Source organism: Hymenobacter yonginensis (assembly GCF_027625995.1).
In the GTDB taxonomy this organism is placed as follows: domain Bacteria; phylum Bacteroidota; class Bacteroidia; order Cytophagales; family Hymenobacteraceae; genus Hymenobacter; species Hymenobacter yonginensis.
The window spans coordinates 47345-68679 of record NZ_CP115397.1 but is presented as its reverse complement, the minus strand read 5'-3'; the positions used below and the strand labels follow the sequence as shown (position 1 = coordinate 68679).

Below are 21335 nucleotides of genomic sequence, written 5' to 3'. Positions count from 1 at the left end.
AGCTTTAGGATATGGGGCTCGCCTATCGCGTCCGCAAGACACCTATAAGCTACTCGTCCGCTCTTTTAGTCCCGATTTGATACGAGTCGAAATTGCCTCATAGAATGGCAGCAATCAGCTTACCAAACGACTACGTACTCAGTTTAAACTCAATAAAGAGACCTGAATCCTTATTCAATTATTATTCTTATTGTTCATTAACTATTAGCACCTCTTTAACATCTTGATTATCAAATTTATATGAAGTGCCACCAGGTGTAAAGTACCTCTGAGATAGGTACAAAGTACCTTTGAGATAGGCCTGAAGTACCTCTGAGATAGGCACGTAGTACCCTTGAGATAGGAGTAAAGTACCTCTGAGATAGTTATACACATTATCTCATTTACTATCTCAAAAATAAGTTAGCTTAGCGGCTACCAAATACATGACTTATGCCCGACGATCATCTACCTGGAACGACCTTCGACAAAAGGCGTGGAAAATGGAAAGGACAATACCGTAAGAACGGCGTGACCAAAAGCCTTGGCTACTTCGACTCCCAGTTGGAGGCCTACGAGGCAGTGACAAAGGCCAAGGCAGAAACGGTGCTGAGCCCGGAGCAGAGTGAGATACTTTCAGAGGTACTTCCCTCCTATCTCACGGATTCTGCGGAGCGTCGCCAAACCCATACCATCGCGCAGAGTAACGTACTTATCGACAGCCCCTGGGCCATGACGCTATTGGAGGCCCGTCTGTTCGTGCTCATGCTTCGAGGTCTACGCCGCGACGACCCCGGCACCTCCCGGATCGTGGTGCCGCTGGCCGACTTGGTGGGTGAGCAGCCCATCGGGGGGCGCGGCTACAAGCTGTTGCACGCTGCGCTCGATGGCTTAGATGCCATCCGCATCGACTTACCCATGCCCAATAAGCAGAATGACTACCACAAGGTACCGCTAGCCCACTCACTGAAGCTGGATAGCGGCGCGGGCACGGTATCCGGCTACTTCTCGGCCGACGTGATGCCGTACCTAACGAATCTAGTCGACAATTTCACACTAGGTCAGGTGGCTGACCTGCTCAGCATCCGTAGCGTCAACACGCACCGCTATTACTGGCTGATGCAAATGTGGAAGTTCAAGAGCCCGCACACGGTGGCTGTGGAAGAGCTACGGCGCCTAACCACTGGAGACGTAGCGTACCCGCAATACTCTGAGTACCGCAAGAACGTGCTCAAGCCTTCGCTGCAGGAGTTGAACAACCTCAATTTCGACATCTCCATAACAGAGAACAAGGTAGGCCGGAGCGTTAACTCGGTACAGTTTCACATCAACTACACGGGTGGCGGCAAGCTGCAGCCCAAGCAGCTTAAGTTGCAACTCGGCGGGGCGATACTGCCGGCCAAGACAAAACCGGACCCGGCCTCTCCCCAGCAGGAGCGCGTGGCCACCCGCCTGCGCAAACTGCAGCTCACCGAGGCCCAGATAGTCAAGGTGCTCCAGGTGTTGCCTGACGAGAAAGACCAGCAGAAATTGTTAAAGGTGACGCACCCTTTGTTAGTGGAGCACGAAACCAAAAGCAAGCACTACGAAAACATTGGCGCCACCGCGTTGAATATGCTTAAAACTGCCTTTCCAGCATTATATCGGCATGAAACAGAGAAAAAGGGCTAGTTATTACAGGCATATAAAACAGTCTACCTAACAGTACGAGGAAAGAAAGTTATCCTAAGCTTACTGTAGTTGACCTCCCCCCAATTGCTGGCCCGGTCCGCTTTTATGGGAGGAGGCCACAAACAACACACATCACACACATCATCATCAGGAGGTAAAATCGCATCCCAGTGAAAAGAAAATTAAACTACTCTTCTGTACAATATGCGGCGAACTGACGCATCGCCGGCGCTGATTACTGGCCTGATCTCTGAGTATAAGCCGGTAACGGCAGGGTGCTCAAAACTCTATCAACCTATCGCCTGAGTAAAGTGACTAAATAGATTGGTCAGCAGCGTAGAAGAGGTGTTCAGAGAAAGGTTGATTACTAAAAAGCCCTTGCTACTTGTAAGTAGCAAGGGCTTTTCACTATACGCTTGACCCGAGACTAGGGGTTCACGTGCTTGAGCTTGTTGCGGCGACGCTCTTGCGCCTTCTTTACGCGGCGGTGGATGATCTCAAGAGCGGTTAGCGGCTGCTGAGCAGCGGCGGGAGTGTTTTCGGTTTTGGTGGTCTTCTTCGACATAAAAGAGAAAGTTATGGACTGCCCAAATATACCCTTCACCGGCAAATTGGGTTCTACACTGCTCTCAAAAAATGCGCTGAGTCTGAAAAGTAGCGCTGCAAAATGCGTTAAATGCGCGCTACCTGGACGAGGTCACCAGTCATGTGTCCAAGCCTCGCACCTTGTCGTGGCCTAGACGCAAAGCGGCTAACACCCACTCAAACGTACCGTCAGCCGATCAGCGTCGAAACCACTCGTAAACCGTTTGGTGTAGACCCACATGCGCTGGCTGGTCTTGCCGCGTTCATGCACAGAATTCAGAGCACCGAGTTCCACAGTGCACGGTCGGTTCGCCGCTACCTTGCTATGCCCACGCTGGACAGGCCACACCAGCCTTCTGGCGGGATGCATTATTATTGGGAGCCATCTACCACAACCTACCCGTGGCGCGGTCTTCTACATCACCCTCCGTTTGCTATGCCATTTGCTTACCGCGAGCAGTACACTGGGCCTTCACTGAGCACTTGGGTTCGAAAGTTCTGGGTGCTGGATAATGCCCGGAACGATCAGCCGGTTCACAACAAGAACGTGCTGCCCAACAGCTGCTTTAACCTAGCGTACGTGACCGGGCAGGGACTGCTTATCCGCAACCGGCGGGGGGAGCTGGCCATGCCGACCACCACGTACTTCTGCGCACAGGCCCGCGCCAGCGTCGACGTGGTTATTCAGCCGCGTACCCTCGTGACCATGGTGCAGGTGCATCCCTGGGCGCTGGCCAGCCTGACGGAGCAGTCGCTGGCGGATTCGGCGGATGGAATCATCCCGTTGGCTGAGTTTCTGCCGGAGCTGTCCCCGTTGCTAATGCCGTCCTACCAGCTGGCATCGGGTCCGGCTGGAGAAGCGGCCGTGGTGGAGCATATCAGCTCGGTATTGCCCACTTTGGTCCGGCCAACGGAGCCGGCTCCGCTGCTGCAGCGGGCCTGTCAACGCCTGCAGCAGGTGCAGGGCTGCCTGGCAATAGCCGAGCTGGCCCAGGAGCTGCAGTGCTCACCCCGCACCCTGGAAAAACACTTCCGGCAGGGACTGGGGCTGACACCTAAGGAGTTTACGACGGTGCTGCGGGTGCGGGGCGTGGTGGATACCCTGCAGGCACCCGGTCCGCCCCTGCCGCTGGCGCAGGTGGCCCTGGCCCACGGCTTCTACGATCAGGCGCATTTCATCCACGCATTTCGCCGCATGGTACAGCTTTCGCCCGGCCGGTTCAATGTGGAAGCCTACCTGCTGCCGCTCACGGGCACCGGCTATTGAGGATTCGCTTTTTTACAAGCCCCGTGGCCAGGCGCGGCGGTAGGTTTGCATCAACTCCTTTGCCGGCGGCCGGCTACCGGGCCCACCCGGCAGGAGTGAAAGCCACCCTCAATACACACACACTTCCTGCATGCACCGATTTCTACTGACGGGTCTGCTGACCTGCGCCAGCCTCTGGGTCACCGGCCAGACCACCCGCCCGGCCCGGCCGACCAATTCTGCTCCGGCCGCCGTGACCAAACCAGCTCTGGCGGATAGCCTGCGGACCCAGATTGCCCGGCTCGATGCCCAGGCGTTTGCCGCCTTCAACGCCCACGACGCGGACCGGCTGATGTCGTTTTTCTCGCCCGATGTGGAATTTTACCACGACCTGGGAGGCCTGAGCAACTTTGCCCAGACCCGGCAGGGCTTCGCCGGTATGTTTGCACGTACGCCCGACATCCGCCGGGAGCTGGTGGCAGGTAGCCTGGAGGTGTACCCTATCAAAGGCTACGGGGCTATTCAGGTGGGGGCACACCGTTTCTGCCACCAGGAAAACGGCCAGCCAGACTGCGGCGTGTTTCGGTTTATGATGGTTTGGCAGCAGCAGCCCACGGGCTGGAAAATCACCCGCGTGGTTAGCTATGGTCACTAAATCCCCCCTACGAAGTAAAGTCCTTGCAGCACTGCTGCTCACCTGTGGTGGGTGCCTGCTGAGTGCGCAGCCCGTAGCGGCACAATCTGCCCGCAGCTTTCGGCTGCCCTCACCAGACAGCCTGCACCGGTGGATGCAGGGTAGCCACGTACCCACGGTGGGAATCGGGCTTATCAAGCGGGGCCGGGTGCGAACCGTGCGCGTGTACGGCGAACTGGCCCCCGGTAAGCCGGCGCCACGCGAGACGCTATTTCCCGTGGCGTCGCTGACCAAGCCCGTTGTGTCGCTGACGGTGCTGCAGCTGGTGCGGCAGGGCCAGTGGAACCTGGATGAGCCGCTGGTGCACTACTGGACCGACCCGGATCTGGCCGCCGACCCACGCCTGTCCCAACTTACCACGCGCCTAGTACTCAGCCACCGGTCCGGCTTGCCAAACTGGCGCTACCAGCTGCCCGGAGGCAAACTGGCCTTCCTGCACGCGCCCGGCTCGGCTTACGGCTATTCCGGAGAGGGCTTCGAATACCTTCGCCGCGCCCTGGAGCGCAAATTCGGCTGCTCTTTGCAGCAGCTCTCCGACTCCGTGTTGCTGCGGCCGCTGCGGCTGCGGGATACCCGCTACAGCTGGGCCGATGACCGGCTGCTGGACTCCACCCGCCTGGCCGTCGGGCACGACGCGCGCGGGGCGGTGCTGCGCACCCCCAAGCCCGCGGCCCCCAACGCCGCTGATGGCCTGGTTACCACGGTGCAGGACTACTCTCGATTCGGCGCGTGGGTTATCCGGCAGACCAGCAAACCGGACAGCGTGTGGCAGGCGATGGTGGCCCCCCTCACTCCTACCGGGCAGCCTAACCAGGCCATGGGCTTAGGGTGGGAAGTCCGCACCATCACCAGCCAGCCTGATCAGGGGTATCTGCTGTTGCACTCTGGTCGGGACGAGGGGCTGTTCACCCTGATTGTACTGCATCCGCGGACCCGCCGCGGCCTTGTGCTGTTCACCAACGCCGACCGGGGCGCTGAACTCATCATCAAGGTGCTGCGGGCTACCCTGAACCTGCCGGAGCTGGAATCCTAAGTGGGTAGCCAGACCCAAGCACAGGTGCCGTGGTTGACCAGCCTCCGGGAGGAACCTCGTACTGCCTATACCTCATCCCCGCTCTTTAGGGGTAGCACAAGAGTAAGAACGGAAACCAACGCTAAGGAATTTGCGCAAGTTGTTCTTCCCAACCGGCCGGGTCCCGCAACGGCCACAATTGCCCCGCAGCAAGGCTTTCGGACAACGTAAAATCGTAGCGTCCCAGCATGTTGACGTGCTCATACAACAACGGCGAAAGCCGGGTAATGTCCTCCTCCAGTACTTCCCCACCCGTTTCTTGGTGTTGCACCAGCGCTTGCTGTAAATAACGCGTGTTCCATAGCACCAGCGCATTCACCACCAAACCCAGGGCTCCTAACTGGTCCTCCAATACCCTCGCGGTAGCGCTGGCGCAACTCGCCTTTCTTGCCGTGAAAGACGGCGCGGGCCAGCGCATGCCGCCCTTCACCCCGGTTGAGTTGCACCAGGATGCGCCGCCGGTAGGCCTCATCGTGGACGTAGGCCAGCAGGTAGCGCGTTTTCTCCACCCTCCCTAATTCGGCCACGGCCCGGCCCAGGCCCGATAAGGCTCCGGCCCGTTGCAGGGTGCGCATCACGGCCGGGGCCTTGACCTTGCCCACTTTAAGTGAGCCGGCCAGCCGTAGCATATCGTCCCAGTGCTCGATAAGGAGACGGGCATTGATGACGTGGCGGCTCAACGCGTTCAGCGGCCCGTAATCGTCGTCTTTCTGCAGCCGCCAGAAACGCTGGTCGGCCAAGTCGGCCAGCCGGAGACTGAAGCGGTAGCCCAGCAACGCGAACAGGCCGAAAACCACGTCGCTGTAGCCGTGGGTGTCGGCCATAATTTCGCGTGGGTCCAGGCTGGTTTGCTGTTCCAGCAGCCCGGCCAGGATGAAGAGGGAGTCGCGCAGCGTACCGGGAATGACGATGCCGTGAAAGCCGGTGAACTGGTCGCCCGTGAAGTTGTAGTAGGTCACGCCACGCTGCGAGCCGTAGTATTTGCGGTTACAGACGGCGTGCAGGGTGGGCGGGCACGACGAAGCGCATCCCGTCGGCCGAGGCCACTTCCCCACCGCCCCAGGCCTGGGCCAGCGGCAGCCCCGCTTGTGCGTCCACGAGCCGGGCATTCGCGGCGGTGAGCGTTTCGACCCGCATGTAATTTTGCTGTACCCACGACAAGCGCGGCAACGTCAGAGCCGGTACGTCGGCCCGCGCCACCGTTTTCAGGCCGATGTTGCAGGCCTGGGCCAGCAGAACGGCGCAGATACTCAGGGGCAGGTCGGTGGCGGCCGTCTGCCCATCGGCCACATGGCTGAAGGCGCTGGCAAAACCGGTAAAGGCCTCCACTTCCAGGAGCAGCGCGGCCAGTTCGACTTGGGGCAACTGGCTGGCCAGGTGCTCCCGCAGGTGCTGTAAGCGCGCAGACTCCTGCTGCGCCGCCAGGGGACTGACCACCACGTATGGCTGTCCGTTCTCCTGCCGCAACTCCAGGGCCGTATTCTGCGCTAGATTTTCACTCACCTCGCGGTAGGCGTCCCGCAGTTGCTGCTGGAGTCGACCCACTTCGACGGTTGGGTCAGTAGACCTTTCTAGGGCCCGCGCCACGGAATCGCGCGCTACCTCCCACTGTTCGCCCCGTAGCAGTTCGGCCCGTGGGTCGCCGTACCGTTCACTACGTACTACAAATACCTCCCGGCGGCGCAAAGCTTGATGCAGCCGGTCGAGCACGCATATGGTATACGCGGGTGGGTTTACCTCGCCTTTGGCAGGAAATACCCGCCCCGCCCACCCCTTGGGCACCACCGCGCGGGGGGCGGCAGTCCATTTGGGCCGGCCCCGGCCGCTCGTTTCCTGCGCTTGCAGGAAGTGCCAGGCGTCCAGTAGGGGTTTGGCTGATGGAGTACCTTCGAACTTGACGCTGCCGAGCAAGGCGGGCAAGAAGCGGCGCACCGTGGCATAGCTGCCGCTCAGCGCTTGCGCCATAGGGTCCTCCTGCGGGCTGGCCAGCGCCTGCACGGCGTCTGCCGCCGCCCGTAATCGGGCCTCGCCCAGGACGGCCAGGGCGCGGGGCCGTATTGCTTCGGCGGGTACCGCCTCGTCGAGCAGGATGCAGACAGCTTGCTGGAGCAGCAGGGCGGCATGGTCCAGGTCTTTGAGCGAGCGAAGCCGCTCACGACGACGCTTGGTTTCTCCGCGCAGGGCCAGCGACGTCATCAGCCCATCGAACAAATCCAGCACGTCGTCGGTGGCCGTGCGTTCCAAGGCCTGCACGAACACCAGCAGCGTGGCCAGGCGACGTTCCTCGCTCATGCGCAACAGCGTTTGAGCCCACGCCAGTTGGGCATGCCGGGCCATACGGACCAGCCGGGCTTCGGCTACATTCTGCACGGACACATCCCCCACGCCGACGGCCCGAATCTGCTCCACCCGCCGCAGGGCGACCACCAGGGCAGGAGCCGACACGCGGGTGGGCGGTGTGCGCAACACTTCCAAGGGCGTTAGCCGCTCCCCCGCGGGCACCAGCAGCAACGCTTCCAAGGCAAGTTGCTGCGCGGGACTGAGGCGGGCCCGCAGGTGGCGGTAGATGTGCTGGCCACTCCGTTCGCGCACCCGCGCAATGAGGCGCGTCAGGAGCGAAACGCCTGGCAATAACACGCGCAGATTAACCAGATGCGCCGTGGTCAAATCAAACAGAATGCTCGGGCGCACCGTGCTAGTGGTTACCTGCGCGTAGAGCCAGCGCGTGAGTCGAAACGCTTGCCGGTCATCAAAGGACATGTACCCTGAGTACGCCACCAGGCTAGCTTGGTGGTCATACCACGTATTAGGGCGGGTATGGTAGCCGTCCAACGACTCCACCGGCAAACCGAGTTGCTGAGCCAGCGTGTGGACCACACTGGCCGGCACCTGCGTGGGGTCAGGCAGAAAGGTGCCCAGAAAACGGAGCGTGCAGAGCTGCACGGCACATCCCAGCTTGTTGTAAGGGCGCCGACGCCCCGATAACCACTGCAGGTCCGGGCCGCTCAAGTAGAAGAAACGGCTGAGTTGCTCCGGGCTCGGGTCGGCATGATAGCGCCCGTACCGGGCGGCTTGGTCGTTGCTAAGAAATTCTACCGGCATCGGGGGAACGTCCAGGGTCTCAGCCCACGCTTTTCTACTGGTTCGCGGAGTCGGACGGGCTACCTGCCTTCCGCCCGAAGGCCCAGTACAGCGCCGGCATGCCCAGCAGGTTGAGTACGGTGGAGGTGATGACGCCGCCCAGAATCACTACCGACATGGGGTGCTCGATTTCCGAGCCCGGCTCGTTGCCGGCCAGAATGATGGGCAGCAGGGCCAGCACCGACGTGAGGGCCGTCATGATGATGGGAGACACCCGTTCCAGCGAGCCGCGAATGATAAGCTCCTTGCTAAAGGGCATGCCTTCCTCCCGCTCCAGGTGCTGGTAGTGGCTCACGAGCATGATGCTGTTGCGGGCCGCCACCCCGAGCACAGTGATGAAGCCCACGATGGAACCCAATGACAGCACGCCGCCTGTCAGGAACGCCGCCAGCAGACAGCCCGACACGGCGAAGAACAAACTCAGAATGCCTAGCGTAGCCAGCCGTATGGTGCCGAAGTCGGTGTAGAGCACCAGGAAGATACCGATGAGCGAGAGGCACACCAGCAGCGCCATGCGGTTTTGGGAGGCCTGCCGCTCGGCGTACTCGCCCAGGATTTCGGGGTGGTAGCCGGCCTCGAAGGCCACGCCATCCACCTGCGCCTGCACGTCGCGGGCCACGGAGCCCAGGTCCCGGCCGCGCACGTTCAACGTCACGTCGATGCGGCGGGAGGAAGCTTCACGGGTGATTTCGTTGGGCGTGGGCACGATTTGAACGTCGGCCACCTCGCGCAGGGGCACGGCCCCGCCGCCGGGCAGGCCAATGAGCAGGTCGCGCACGGCCCCAAAGTCGGAGCGCACGGCGGGCTGGCCCCACACGGCCACGTCGAAAATCTTCTGCTCCTGGTAGATTTCGCCCACCTTGCGGCCCTTTACCAGCGTGCTAATGGCCTGCAGCACGGTACCGGGGCTCAGGCCGAAGCGGGCGGCGGCTTCGGGCTTGATTTTCACCTGAATCTGGGGCACCAGCGTCTGCTGCTGCACTTTCAGGTCGACCACGCCGTCGATGCCTTCGAGTTTGCCGCCGACTTCCTTGGCCTTGGTGTAGAGCTGGTCGAGGTCGGGGCCGAAGATGCGCACCACGATGGTAGCCGAGGTGCCGGTGAGCACCTCCTTGATTCGCTCGCGCAAATACGTCAGCAGGTCGCGGTAGAGACCGGGGTAGCCGTCCACCACGGTCTGGATTTTGGCCACGGTCTGCTCATAGTCCACCTTGGGGTCGACGGAAATCCACAGCTCGGTGAAGTTGGGTCCGACCACCTCATCGGCCACCTCGGCGCGGCCGATGTGGGCCCCGAAGTTGCGCACGCCCGGAATGGCGCGCAGCTCCTTGCTGGCCCGCACCGTGATGCGCGACATGGCCTGCAGCGAGGTGCCGGGCTTCTCCACCCAGTGCATCAGAAAGTCGTACTCCTTGAAGTTGGGCAAAAACTCCTGGCCGAAAAACGGTACCAGCAGCATCGACACTACCGCCACGCCGGTCAGGGACCAGGCTACGCGCTTGGGGCGGGCCAGCAAACCGGGCAGCACGCGGGCGTAGTGCCGCTTGAGCCAGGTCACCACCGGCGCGTCCTTGGACTTTTTCTCCGCTGCCTTAGGCAGCAGAATCAGGGCCAAAGCCGGCGTCAAAGTCAGCGCCACGAACAGCGAAGCCAGAATAGCCAGCACGTAGGCGAAGGCCAGCGGCTGGAAAAACGCCCCCGACAGGCCCGGTAGCAAAAAGATGGGCAGCAAGACCAGCGCCACGATAACGGAGCCGTAGATCACGGCCGAGCGCACCTCCATTGAAGCTTCGTACACCACGGCAAAGGCGGTTTTCGGCGAACCGGCATCGTGGTTCAGCCGCAGCCGGCGCATAATATTCTCTACGTCGATGATGGCATCGTCCACTACTTCGCCCAGGGCAATGATGAGGCCGGCCAGCACCATGGTGTCGATGGTTTTGCCAGAGTAGCGCAGGGCCAGTGCCGCCGCAATCAGCGACGTGGGCAGCGCCAAAGCGCTGATCAGGGCCGTGCGCCACTCGTAGAGGAAGAACAGCAACACCAGCACCACCAGCACGCAGCCAATCAGCAGCGACTTGTTCAGGTTGCTGAGCGACATCTCGATAAAGGTCGCCGGCCGGAAGATGGTGGAGTCGATTTCCAGCCCTTTCAGGCCCGGCCGCATGGCGTTCAGGGCCGCTTCCACCTGGCGGGTCACGTCCAGGGTATTGGCGCCGGGCTGCTTTTCCACGATGAGCAGCAGACCCGGTCCGTCGTTAATCACGGCGTCGCCAATGGGGGCGGGGAAGCCCTCGACCACCTGCGCCACCTCGCCCAGCTTCAGACTCACCCCGTTGCGGAAGGTGACGGGCATCTGGGCCAGGTCGGCGGCCGACTGAATAGCCGAGCTTTGCGAGACGGCCAAACGCTGGTTGGGGGAGTCGATGAAGCCGCCGCCGGCCAGCGTGGTGGCGTCGGCCGCGGCCTTTTCCACTTCGGCCAGGGTCAGGCCCAGGGTGCGCAGCTGCTCGGGGTTTACCAGTACCTGCAATTGCCGGTCGCGCTGGCCCCAGATAGCCACGTTGGCCACCCCGGGCACCGCCATCAGCCGCGGGCGGATGCTCCAGCGGGCCAGGGTCGTCATCTTCACCTGCGTGAGGCTATCCGACGATACCCCAATCTTCAGCACCCGGCTGGTCGAAGACAGCGGGGAGAGCATCACCGGGGGCCGGGCCACGCCGGGCAGCGTAGGCGCTACCCGCGCCAACCGCTCCTGCACCGCCTGCCGTGCGTTGTTGATATCAATTCCCTGCGGAAAGTACAGCACCACCGACGAGAGGCCCAGCACCGACTTGGAGCGGATTTTCTTCACGTCGGGCGTGCCGTTCAGGGCGTTTTCTAGTGGCACGCTCACCAGGGCCTCCACCTCGGCCGTGCTCAGGCCGGGCGCTTCGGTCTGCACTTCCACGTAGGGCGGAGCAAACTCAGGAAATACGTCCAAGGGCGTGTTGCGCACCACCTGCAGGCCCGCCACCAGCAACACCCCAAATAGGGTGACCACTACCAGCCGCAGCCGCAACGCCGATTCTATTATCCACTTCATGGCTTAGTGGCTGCCGCCAAATTCAGTTCCGAATAATTCCGCCGCGCCGTCGGTCACGACTTCCGCGCCGGCCTGCACGCCCCGGGAAACAACCACCTGGTTTCCCACTGCCCGCTGCACTTCCACCCGCTGCCGGGTGTACTGCAGGGGGTTCGTGCGCACGTATACCCACTGCCCGCCCGACGCGTCGTAGAGCAGCGCAGCGGCCGGGATGGTCAGGGCGGCAGTTGTGGCAGTGCCGCCCGTGGCTGAGTTGCCGCTACCCAGCGTCACGTCCACGGCCACCCGCTCGCCGGGGCGGAAGGCCTCGTCGGTGTTGTCCAGCTCGTAGAACACGTCGGCGGTGCCCGTACCGGCTGCACCCGCCCCGGGCGTGCCGGTACCGGCGGAGGCGCTGAGCAAGGGGGCTTCCACCGCCCGGGCTTGCCGGGCCGCGCCCCCGTTCAGGGGCCGTACGGTCACGAACTGTTCCTTGCCCAGACGACGCAAATCACCCACGAACAATGGCACGCGCACCCATACTTTGTTGAGGGCAGCCAGCTCCACCAGCACCGTGTTGGCCGTCACCACCGAGCCGGGCGCGACGCTCACGCGCTGCACCACCCCGCTCAGCGGTGCTTTGATGGGTAGGCTTTGCCCGCCGCCGGTATTGCCGTTCAGGGCCCCCTGCCGGGCGCGGGCGTCGGCCAGGGCGCGCTGGGCCAACGCCACGTCGGCGCGGGCGTCATCGCGGGCCCGGACGCTACCGGCGCGGTCGGCCAGTAGTTCCTCGGCGCGGTTCAGGCGGGCCTGGGCCACCTGCAGCTGGGTGCGGGCCTGGGTGGTGCCCTGGTCAAGGGTGAGCAGGTCGCGCTCCGGCGGCAGCGGCACCAGGCTGTACAGCGTCTGGCCCTGGCGCACGCGCTGCCCGGCCGTGAGGCTGGCCCCGCCGCGTAGCGTGCCCTGCACGGGGGCCACGATGGTGACGGCCTGGCCCGGAACGGCCTGAATCTCGCCGCCCACTTCCCGCGTGGCCCGCACGTTATCGGTTTTGATGGCCACGGTTTTGATGCCCAGCCGCTTTTCCGCATCGGCAGTAATCACTACGGTGGTCAGGTCCGACTCCTTGACCGGGTTTTCGACCTCGGCGGGGCTGACGGCCTTGGGCTTTTCGGCGTTGCCGCAGGCCACCGCGCCGCCGAGCAGGCTGGTCAGCGCCAGGCAGCGGGCGGCTACCAGCAGAGAGGATGTGAACGGGGGGAAGTACATGGCAGGAAGATGTCGGAGAAGTTAGAAGCGGCCACCCACGGCGTAGCGCAGCCGGGCCAGGGCGCGGCGCTGGTCGGCGCGGGCGTCGGCGGCGCGCTGACGGGCGTCAAGCAGCTGGCGGGTGGTTTCGGCCACCTGCACGTAGGGAAAGTCGCCGTTGATGAAGGCGTTGGTGGAGCGGCGTAGCGCGTCAGTGAGGCTGGGCAGGTAGCTTCGTTCCCACAGGGCCATGCTCTGGGTGGCCTGCTCGTACTGGGCGTAGGCCTCGCGCACGTCCAGGTTCACGGTCTGGCGCAACGCCAGGTACTGCCAGGAGGCCTGTTCCAGTTCGGCTTTCACCCGCGAAATGCGGCCCTGGTTGCGGTTGAAGATAGGCAGGCCGATAGCCGCGCCCGGCCCCAGGCTCACGGGGTTGAGGTCGTTGAGGCGGGCATTGAGCGAGAGTACAAACGAAAACACCCGGCTCCGTTCCCATTTCAGCCGCTTGCCGATGCCCTCGATGCCGATGCGCGCCGCCCACAAATCGGGCCGGGCCACGTAGGCCGAATCCAGCAAGGTGCGCAGCGGCGGCACGGTAGTAGCCGAGGTAGGAGCCGCCGTGAAGCGCACCGAGTCGGCATTCACCGAGTCCAGCCCCAGGGTGGCGAAGAGGCGCAAACGCGCCACCTGGGCGTCGCGGCGGGCGCGGTAGAAGTCGTCCACGGCGCGCAGCGAGTCGGCGCTTGGGGCTACGGTTTCCAGCTCGCTGGCCTCGCCCACCCGGTAGCGGGCCCGTACGATGCGCGCCACCTCGGCCCGCATGACAATAGCCTCGCGGGTAATGCGCAGCCGCTCCTCGGCCAGGGTAATGTCGGTGTAGGCTACCTGCGCGTCGCGGCTCACGAGCAGGCCCCGGCTCACCAGGCTTTCGGCCACGCGCTGGGTTTCGAGCTGTGCGGCCCCCACCCGACCGGGGCGCTGCCAGAGCAGGTCAGAGGCGAAGTTCAGGGCCAGAAACACGGGCGAGGTACCGTAGGCCGTCACGCCCGTGAGCACGGGGTTGGCCAGCAGGCCGGCGTCCTGCAAATCAGCCTGGGCCAGGGCCAGGGTGCTCAGGTCGGCCTGAAAGGCAGGATTGCGCGTGAGGGCCAGGCTCACGGTTTCCTCCTCGCTCAGGCCGTCCTGCAGGTTGGGCAGCGCGGGGGCGGGGGTGCTAGACACGCGGGCAGGTCCCAACTCGTAGCCGGCGCGGGCCTGCAGCCGGCGGGCCACATGCTCACGGGTGTAGGTCGATTTGGTACTCACGCAGCCCGCCAGCAGTAGCAGCAGCGGCAGCAGCCAGAGGCCGCGCCGGCTCAGCGTAGCACCCAGGTAAACGGGAGGTGAAAGCGGGGAATGTATGGTCACGGCAACAGCTGCTGGGGGCAACTACCTGGGCAGAGGACTACCGCCAGGATAGGTGCAGAGTAGGATCTTGGACTTAGCTCGCTGGCTCCGGCGTGTTTTCACCGCCTTTTCTGGCTCGCACGAGTAGTACTAAACCCAAGTATGAAGAATGCGTGAAGTTGAAACGGACCCAAGATTACGAGGCCTTTCTGAAGCAATTCTGTAGTCGTCCTGCCACCACCACGATGAGGGATGCTCGTGCGCATCAACTGGCCGGGCGCGTGCTCAGCCCCGCCGGGCCAGCCAGTAGGTGCGGGTATCGCGCCACAGCTGGCCCAGATCCAGGGCGTGCCGGTCAAAGAGCAGGTGCATGCCACCCACCCAGCCCACGGCCCCCACCCAGCCGGCCAGCACATCGGAAGGGAAATGCACACCCAAATACATGCGCGACCAGCCCATGAGCAGCGCCCAGCCCGTGCCGAGGCCCACGGCTACCCAGCGGCCCCGGGTGGGCCAGAGCAGCACGCCGAGCGTCAGGGCCAAGGCCGCTGCCCCCATGGCGTGCCCGCTGGGAAAGCTGTAGGTGGTCTCCGGGGCGATCGACACCCAGAGCGCCGGGCGGGCCCGGGCCAGCAGCAGCTTGGCAAACAGGTTCAGCACGCCGGCTCCGCCCACGGCGAGCAGAAAAAACAGGGCCGCCCGCCGCTGCCGGGCCAGCAGCAGGCTTAGCAGCACGGCCGCCGCCACGAGGGGCGTCCAGAACATGCCCCCGGCCCGGGCCATCCACAGGGCCACGGCGTCCTGCCCGGGGCTGCCAGTGCGGTGCAGCAGTTCCAGCAGGGCTTGGTCGCCGAAGAAGCCCTGGTCTTCCCATACTTCCTGGGCCACCTTGATGAACACGCACCAGGGCCCCACGAAGCCCAGCAGCAGCCCGAGCAGCAGCTGGCGGTGCCGCCGCCAGAGCAGTCGGCCAAAGCCCCAAAGTGCGGATAGGTACATGCGGCGGGCGGGAAAGGGGAGTAGTCGGCAGCTGGTGGCTGCCAGCGGGAGCCGCGGCGCCTGATTAGCGGCGCGGTGAATGGGTTTGCGCGGGGACCTGGGGCCGCCAGGTGGTATACGCCACCAGCGCCACCAACAGTAGCAGCAGAATCAGGGAGGAGCCCTGCGTGCCGAACCCCAGCCCGTTTTTCGCTACCGGCTTGGTGAGCAGGTCGCCAAAGGTGGCCCCAAACGGCCGGGTCAGCACGAAGGCCAGCCAGAAGAGCAGCACCCGCGAAATGCCGGTGAGATAGTAGGCGCCTACCACGGCGGCCAGCAGGCTGCCGATCAGCAGCGCGCCCCCCCCGAACCCCAGCCCGGAGCTGTCGGCCAGGTAGTCGCCCAGTGCGGTGCCCAGCGTGTTGGACACCAGAATGGCCGTCCAGTAGAACAGCTCGCCGCGACGGGTGCGGATATCGGACACGGATAAGGACTTTTCGCTCGCCCACCACAGCCCCAGCACGGCCAGCAGCAGGCCTACCAGCAGCCCCGCCCCCGTGGCATACCCCAGGCCCAGGGTCCGGTCCAGGTAGTCCGAGAGGGTAGTGCCGGCCGTACTCGTGGCCAGAATCACGGCCCAGTACAGGGCGGGAACGTAGTGCCGGGCGACCAGCTGCCCCAGCAGCACCGCCAGAAACAGCCCGAGCAACAGCAGGGTGCTGGCTCCGTAGCCCACGTGCAGCGTCTGGGCCAGCAGGTCACCGGCCGTTTCCCCCAGGGTCGTCGCGCAGATTTTCATTACCCAGAACAGCAGGGTAACCTCGGGAATCTTTTTCAGGACGGATTGCATACAACCGGGCCGTTAGCGGGCGCGCCAGCTTACCGTCAGGCCGGGCGTGCCACCGCCGAAGTAGGCCGGGGCTACGTTCAGGCCCACCAGCGTAGGCTTGCGGCCCCAGCGGTTGCGGTGGGTGAGGTAGCCCAGGTGCGCCGACAGGATGCCAAAGCCGGCCCCGGCCACCACGTCGCTCTGCCAGTGCTTGCTGTTGATCATGCGCAGTGCGGCCACGCTGGTGGCAATCGTGTAAGCGCCGATGCCGTACCACTGGCTCTTGTCCCGGAACTCGGTGTGCACGATGCTGGCTGCCAGAAACGCCTGCGCCGTGTGCCCCGAGGGAAACGACAGGTTATCGGACCCATCCGGCCGGGTTTCGCGTGACAGAAACTTCACCGCGTAAGTGGTGCTGAGCATGATCAGCTCGCTTTTCAGCACCACCAGCCCCATGTTGAGGCGGTCGTTGTGCGACTCCACGCCCGAGAACAGCACGGCGCCCAGCTCCAGGTACGGGGCGAAGATGAGCAGGTCGTCAGCGCGGGTGCGGAAGGTGGGGAATACCCGGTGAATGTCGCGGTTGGCCTGCTGGTTGGTGTAAAAGCCGCCCCCGTTAAAGGTGTAGGCCCCGTAGCCAATGAGCACGGCCGGCACGATGGTGGCTTTCACCAGCTTGCCGGCGTACCAGGGCTTTTTGCTGCTTGCCGCTAGGGCATTGGGGTTCTCAAACTTGTGCGTGGTATCCGGGAGTATCGTCTGCGGGGGCACTGTCTGCGGGGGCACTACCTGCGCAGAAAGAGGGTGAGCTACTACGCCGCTCAACAGGAGCAGCAACGGGTACTGGATAAGTCGCTTGCGCATATGCTGTCTGGCAGAAAGTGGGGCCACAGGAAGAAACGGGGCCGGATTCAGGAAAAGAAGGAGCAGCGGCCTCACAGCCGGACCACCGCGGTGGCCCCCACGGCGCCCTGCTGGTATGTGGGTACCACCAGTGCCCGGCTGCCCAGCACCCGGCGCATCGGCTTCATAAGGCGCGGATACAGCCAGTAGGCCGCCTCGGTGGAGAGAATGCCCACGCCGGCGCCGGCCAGCACGTCGGAGAGCCAGTGCGCATCCTTGGCCATGCGGATGCCCCCCGTAGTGGCGGCCACGCCGTAGCCCCCAAGGCTGTACCAGATGCTGCGCCCGCCGTATTCCTTGTGCAGGAACGTGGCCGAGGCGAAGGCCAGGCTGGTGTGCTGGCTGGGAAAGGAATGGAAGTCGGACCTGTCGGGGCGCTGCACCTGCGTGAGCCTCTTCAGGTTGCTGGTCGCCGCGTCGTTGAGGGTGAAGGCCAGCGCCGCCAGCAGCAGCTGATCCACCGGTTTGTGGCGGCCCGGCACCCCGGCCAAACCTAGGCCGAGCGTTACTGCCCCCGGCAGGTAGCGCAGCTGGTTGTCGAGCGTGGTCGCGGGCCGGCCCATGTGCTCGCGGATTTCCTCCCGCAGCTCCTCGTCTGATTCCAGCAGTTCCACCCGGTGGGTGGTCAGGGCCCCGGCCGTGAGCAGCAGCGTGGGCACCAGCACTGCCCGGCTTACCGGCCGCTGCCAGAGCGCCCGATGGGCCGTGGAATCACTCGTGGAGGGCGTTAGCGAAGCGGATGGTACCATCTGGGCCCGGGCTGGAAATAGGGGCAGCAGACAGCATAGCCAGGGGAGCAGTACAGAGCGAAACATACAGAAGGCAGCAGCAGGTAGGCCCCAAACGTAAGAGCCAATTCTGTGCACATTCTGTAGTTGTCAGCGCGCGCTAGCCGCCGGCCCAAACCGGACGCGCAGCGTATGCCGCGGCGGGTCCGGGGCGTACCCATACGTCACGGTAAAGCCATAGAAGCCTGTGATGCTCTGCACGATGGACAAACCCAGACCGGGCGACTCGGACGCGGCGTTCTGCTTGCGGAACCGCTCGAAAAACTGGGCGGGCTCCTGCTGCGCCGTCAGGGCCGGACCGGCATTGGTGATCATCAGCTCGGTGGCGCTTAATTGCACCCGCAGCAGGCCGCCCAGCTGGTTGTGCCGGATGGCGTTGTGTAGCAGGTTGCTAAGCAACGAATCCGCCAGGGCCGGGTGCATCAGCAGTACTGGCTCGGCGCTGATCTGTACGTCCAGCTGCAGGTTTTTCTGCTGCATGAACTCTTCCAGTTGGCCCAGCTTCTCGCGCAGCAACTCGGCCAGCGGCAGCGGCTGGGTGGCGGCAAACTGCTGGTTCTCGATTTTGCTGAGCAGCGTCAGGCCCTGGTGCAGGCGGGCCAGCCGCTGCACGGCTGCGTACAGGTCGCCCACCAAGGGGCCGGCCGGCGCGGGCAGATCGGGCAGCTGCAGCAGCTGTTCCAGCTTGGCCTGCATGATGGCCAGCGGAGTGCGGGTTTCGTGGGCCGCGTTTTCGGTGAACTCCTTAAGCGTGGCGTAGTCGGCCGCGACCCGCTCGCTCAGCTGGGTGAGCGTATGGTTGAGTTGGGCAAACTCCTCGATGCGGGTGACGGGCAGCTGCAGGACCTGGTGCTGACGTATATCATAGCCCTGCAGCTGGTGCAGGGTCTGCTCAAACGGGGTCCAGAGGCGGTGGGTCAGCCAGCGGTTGAGCAGCACCACGCCCAGCAGCAGCGTGCCCAGCACACCCACCAGCAGCAACAAAATCAGGCGCTGCACTTCGTAGGTTTCCAGCAGGGCTTTGCTCAGCGACACCCACTGGGTTTGCCCATTGAGCTGCAGCCGGAACGTGAGCTGACGGTAGGGCTCCAGCTCGTTTTCCAGGGGTTCCAGCAGCAGGGTGTCGCGCAGGCCTTCCGGCTGGGGCTTTGCACTGAGCTGCATGCGCCCCTCAAACGGGGTGCCGGGCAGGCGGCCGGTGCGCTGCACCTGCTCCCGCAGGTAGTCGCGCTGCTGAAACAGGCGCTCCTCTACCTCGCTTTGCAGCGTCCAGCGCACGCCATAGTACAGCAGTACGCTGCCCACGGTGAAGAGTACGGTGGCCAGCAGAAGGTAGTAGCGGTTGGTAGCGGCCAGCAGCTTCATTCCGCGCTGAACTTATAGCCTACCCCGTACACGGAGCGGATGTAGTCCCCGACTCCTTTCTCCTGCAGCTTACGCCGCAGGTTCTTCAGGTGGGTGTAGAGAAAGTCGAAGGAGTCGGCCGCATCGGCCGCGTCGCCCCACACGTGCTCGGCAATAGATTCCTTGGTCAGCACGCGGCCGGGATGGGTGAGCAGATATAGCAGCAGGTCAAACTCCTTGCGCGTGAGCAGTACCTGCTCGCCGTTGACCAGCACCTGGGCCTGGTCGGGAAACACGGTCAACTCCTGAAATAGCAGGTGGCGCTGCCCCTGAAACTGCCGCCGCCGGATGATGGCCTTCAGCCGGGCACTCAGCTCCGAGAGGTGGAACGGCTTGGCCAGGTAGTCATCAGCCCCCAGCTCCAGGCCCAGCACTTTATCGTCGAGCGCGCCCCGGGCCGAGATAATCAGCACCCCGGCCGGGGAGCGGTCGGCCTTGAGCGTGCGCACCACGTCCAGCCCGTTGCCGTCGGGTAGGGTCAAATCCAGCAGCACGCAGTCGTACTGGTAGAGCTTGATTTTCTCGTGGGCCTGCTCGTAACTAGCCGCGGCTTCCACAACATAGCCGTCCTGGCGCAGGTACTCCACCAGAGAGGTACGCAGGGCGGGCTCGTCTTCTACAATCAGCAGCTTCACGGGAGAGCAGGGTTAGGAACAGCGGAAAGGTAGCCGGCAATTCTGAAGACTTTCTGACGGCAGCCGCCACGAGCAGGCACCCGGCAATTCGGCAATGCGGCAACTACGCCGATTCCTGCGCTTTTCCGCCGGTTGCCACTCCCAGGTACGCCAAGTAGCGGTAAATGGTGGCCCGGCCGACCCCTAGGAGTTTGCCGATTTCCGCCACCGTCTTATCCTGCTGCAGGTAGAGCGTTTTCGCGGCCTGGGCCTTGGACAGGGCTTCTTTGGACAGCCCCTTGGGCCGCCCGCCCTGCCGGCCGCGGGCGCGGGCGGCCGTCAAGCCGGCTTTCGTTCGTTCCCGGATAATATCGCGCTCAAACTCGGCCAGAGAGGCAAACAGGTTAAACATCAGCCGGCCCTGTGCCGTCGTCGTGTCCAAGTGGTCCTGCAGGCTGACAAAGTGAATGTCCAGTTGCTGGAAGCCGCTGACTAGGGTGACCAGGTCTTTGAGCGAACGGCCCAGTCGGTCGAGCTTCCACACCACGAGCGTATCGCCCGGCCGCAAGCGGGTCAGCAGGTGCCGGAGAGCTGGCCGCTCTTTGACCGATGACACTTTTTCCTGAGCGACTTCCACGCAGCCGTAGGCTTGCAGCGCGTCGGTCTGTAAATGCAACTGCTGGTCGGGGGTACTAACGCGGGCATAACCAAAAATCATAGTGCTTTTCTCGATAAGTCAACGGGGGCAAGGATAGTGAGCCGTTGAATAATGAGAACAGCTAATGAGACAGTTGCAGACCACTTTCTGCTGCTTTTTCCGTGCGCTATTTACTGGGCCGAAAAAACGCCCGTTTCCTGCGACACCCCACCACCGGAATCTGATTAACTGACCTTAGCGTTGTTTTCCGTTCTTACTATAGTGCGCCCCCCTTTACCACGCAAAAGTGCCCCGTAACAACCTACTGCCCGCTGGATAAGCCAGGAATAGGACGATTACGGGGCACTTTCGTCAAGGGCAGGTGCCTACTGGGCGGCCTGCTCCTCAGCGTTCGTCAGATCAGCCAGCGTCAGCTCTTGGGCGAATTCCTCCATCGGGGTGCGCACCTTCTTCATGTTCACCAGCCAGTCTTCCGACTCCTGCCGGTAGCCGAGCGGCAACAGCACCGCGCTGCGGTAGCCACTGCCTCTCAGCTGCAGCAGGGTATCGAGCTGTTCGGCGTTGAAGCCTTCAATGGGCGTAGCGTCCACGCGCTGTTCCGCCGCTGCCGCAATAGCCATGGCAAAGGCAATGTAGCTCTGCTTGGCTGCGTGCTGAGCGTGCCACTCTTGGCCCAGGGGCTCGTACATGGACCACAGATTCTGCTTGTAGTCGGCCATGGTCTGGTGCGGCAGGCCGCGCTGGTCCATGGTGTAGTTGAAGACGCGCGTGATGCGCTCCTCGCTGTAGCCGTCCCAGGCCACAAACACCAGCAGGTGCGAGCAGTCCGTCACCTGGCTCTGGTTGAAGGACACCTCCCGGATCTTGGCCAGCAGCGCCGGGTCCGAGATAACCAGGATTTTGTAGGGCTGCAGTCCCGACGAGGACGGGGCCAGGCGCGCCGCTTCCAGAATGTAATTCAGCTTATCGGCGGGAATACGCTCGCCGTTCATTTTTTTGGTGGCGTAGCGCCACGTCAGGTCTTCGAGTAAGGACATGTTGAAAGGTGTTTTCCTGGAATTAGATCCGGGGCAAA

The 21335-nt window shown here is 63.3% G+C and carries 16 protein-coding genes and 1 pseudogene; 4 read left to right on the top strand and 13 right to left on the bottom strand.

Translation table 11 applies throughout. From position 1 onward, the window contains the following. Nucleotides 1–432: 432 nt before the first annotated feature. A complete protein-coding gene (locus tag O9Z63_RS20350; protein WP_270129534.1) occupies nt 433–1650 on the top strand; it encodes a replication initiation protein in 1218 nt (405 codons plus the stop codon). A 427-nt stretch (nt 1651–2077) separates the two neighbouring features. Here the strand turns inward: O9Z63_RS20350 and O9Z63_RS20345 are convergent, their stop codons facing one another. Further along, entirely contained in the window at nt 2078–2215 is a 138-nt protein-coding gene (locus O9Z63_RS20345) for a hypothetical protein (RefSeq protein WP_156109429.1), read from the bottom strand. Between the two features lie 456 nt (nt 2216–2671). Between O9Z63_RS20345 and O9Z63_RS20340 the strand changes: the two genes are divergently transcribed. From O9Z63_RS20340 to O9Z63_RS20330, 3 genes are all read left to right on the top strand, one after another. Beyond that, nucleotides 2672–3502, top strand: coding sequence for a helix-turn-helix domain-containing protein (locus tag O9Z63_RS20340; RefSeq protein WP_270129532.1), 831 nt, complete (start codon nt 2672–2674; stop codon nt 3500–3502). Nucleotides 3503–3632: 130 nt separating this feature from the next. Then, nucleotides 3633–4136: a nuclear transport factor 2 family protein gene (locus tag O9Z63_RS20335; protein WP_270129530.1), complete on the top strand. Its 504-nt coding sequence runs from the start codon at nt 3633–3635 to the stop codon at nt 4134–4136. Next, a complete protein-coding gene (locus O9Z63_RS20330) occupies nt 4126–5208 on the top strand; it encodes a serine hydrolase domain-containing protein (RefSeq protein ID WP_333490347.1) in 1083 nt (360 codons plus the stop codon). The genes O9Z63_RS20335 and O9Z63_RS20330 overlap by 11 nt, the downstream gene beginning before the upstream one ends. Nucleotides 5209–5329: 121 nt before the next feature. On the opposite strand, the pseudogene O9Z63_RS20325 reads toward O9Z63_RS20330, so the two are convergent. The 12 genes and pseudogenes from O9Z63_RS20325 to O9Z63_RS20270 all read right to left on the bottom strand — a co-directional run bounded on the left by O9Z63_RS20325 (nt 5330) and on the right by O9Z63_RS20270 (nt 21297). Further along, nucleotides 5330–8349 (bottom strand): annotated as a pseudogene (locus tag O9Z63_RS20325) (Tn3 family transposase). A 34-nt stretch (nt 8350–8383) separates the two neighbouring features. Further along, the gene (locus O9Z63_RS20320; RefSeq protein WP_270129526.1) at nt 8384–11473 is read right to left on the bottom strand and encodes an efflux RND transporter permease subunit; all 3090 of its coding nucleotides are present in this window, start codon (nt 11471–11473) and stop codon (nt 8384–8386) included. 3 nt (nt 11474–11476) lie between these two features. Next, nucleotides 11477–12721, bottom strand: a complete 1245-nt coding sequence (locus O9Z63_RS20315; protein ID WP_270129524.1) for an efflux RND transporter periplasmic adaptor subunit — start codon at nt 12719–12721, stop codon at nt 11477–11479. Between the two features lie 21 nt (nt 12722–12742). After that, on the bottom strand, nt 12743–14107 hold the full coding sequence (locus tag O9Z63_RS20310; protein WP_270129522.1) for a TolC family protein: 1365 nt from the start codon (nt 14105–14107) through the stop codon (nt 12743–12745). Between the two features lie 264 nt (nt 14108–14371). Further along, nucleotides 14372–15085 (bottom strand): phosphatase PAP2 family protein, encoded by a 714-nt coding sequence (locus tag O9Z63_RS20305; protein ID WP_270129520.1) that lies wholly within the window; start codon nt 15083–15085, stop codon nt 14372–14374. Between the two features lie 64 nt (nt 15086–15149). After that, a complete protein-coding gene (locus O9Z63_RS20300; RefSeq protein ID WP_270129590.1) occupies nt 15150–15902 on the bottom strand; it encodes a COG4705 family protein in 753 nt (250 codons plus the stop codon). A gap of 24 nt (nt 15903–15926) precedes the next feature. Then, entirely contained in the window at nt 15927–16757 is an 831-nt protein-coding gene (locus O9Z63_RS20295) for a phosphatase PAP2 family protein (protein ID WP_270129518.1), read from the bottom strand. 71 nt (nt 16758–16828) lie between these two features. After that, entirely contained in the window at nt 16829–17545 is a 717-nt protein-coding gene (locus O9Z63_RS20290; protein ID WP_270129516.1) for a phosphatase PAP2 family protein, read from the bottom strand. Nucleotides 17546–17674: 129 nt separating this feature from the next. After that, nucleotides 17675–18949, bottom strand: coding sequence for a sensor histidine kinase (locus tag O9Z63_RS20285; protein WP_270129515.1), 1275 nt, complete (start codon nt 18947–18949; stop codon nt 17675–17677). After that, complete coding sequence (locus O9Z63_RS20280; protein WP_270129513.1) at nt 18946–19623, bottom strand: response regulator transcription factor; 678 nt, start codon at nt 19621–19623, stop codon at nt 18946–18948. The genes O9Z63_RS20285 and O9Z63_RS20280 overlap by 4 nt, the downstream gene beginning before the upstream one ends. A 103-nt stretch (nt 19624–19726) precedes the next feature. Next, nucleotides 19727–20320: a recombinase family protein gene (locus O9Z63_RS20275; RefSeq protein ID WP_270129511.1), complete on the bottom strand. Its 594-nt coding sequence runs from the start codon at nt 20318–20320 to the stop codon at nt 19727–19729. 305 nt (nt 20321–20625) lie between these two features. Beyond that, on the bottom strand, nt 20626–21297 hold the full coding sequence (locus tag O9Z63_RS20270) for a nitroreductase family protein (protein WP_270129510.1): 672 nt from the start codon (nt 21295–21297) through the stop codon (nt 20626–20628). Nucleotides 21298–21335: the final 38 nt, after the last annotated feature.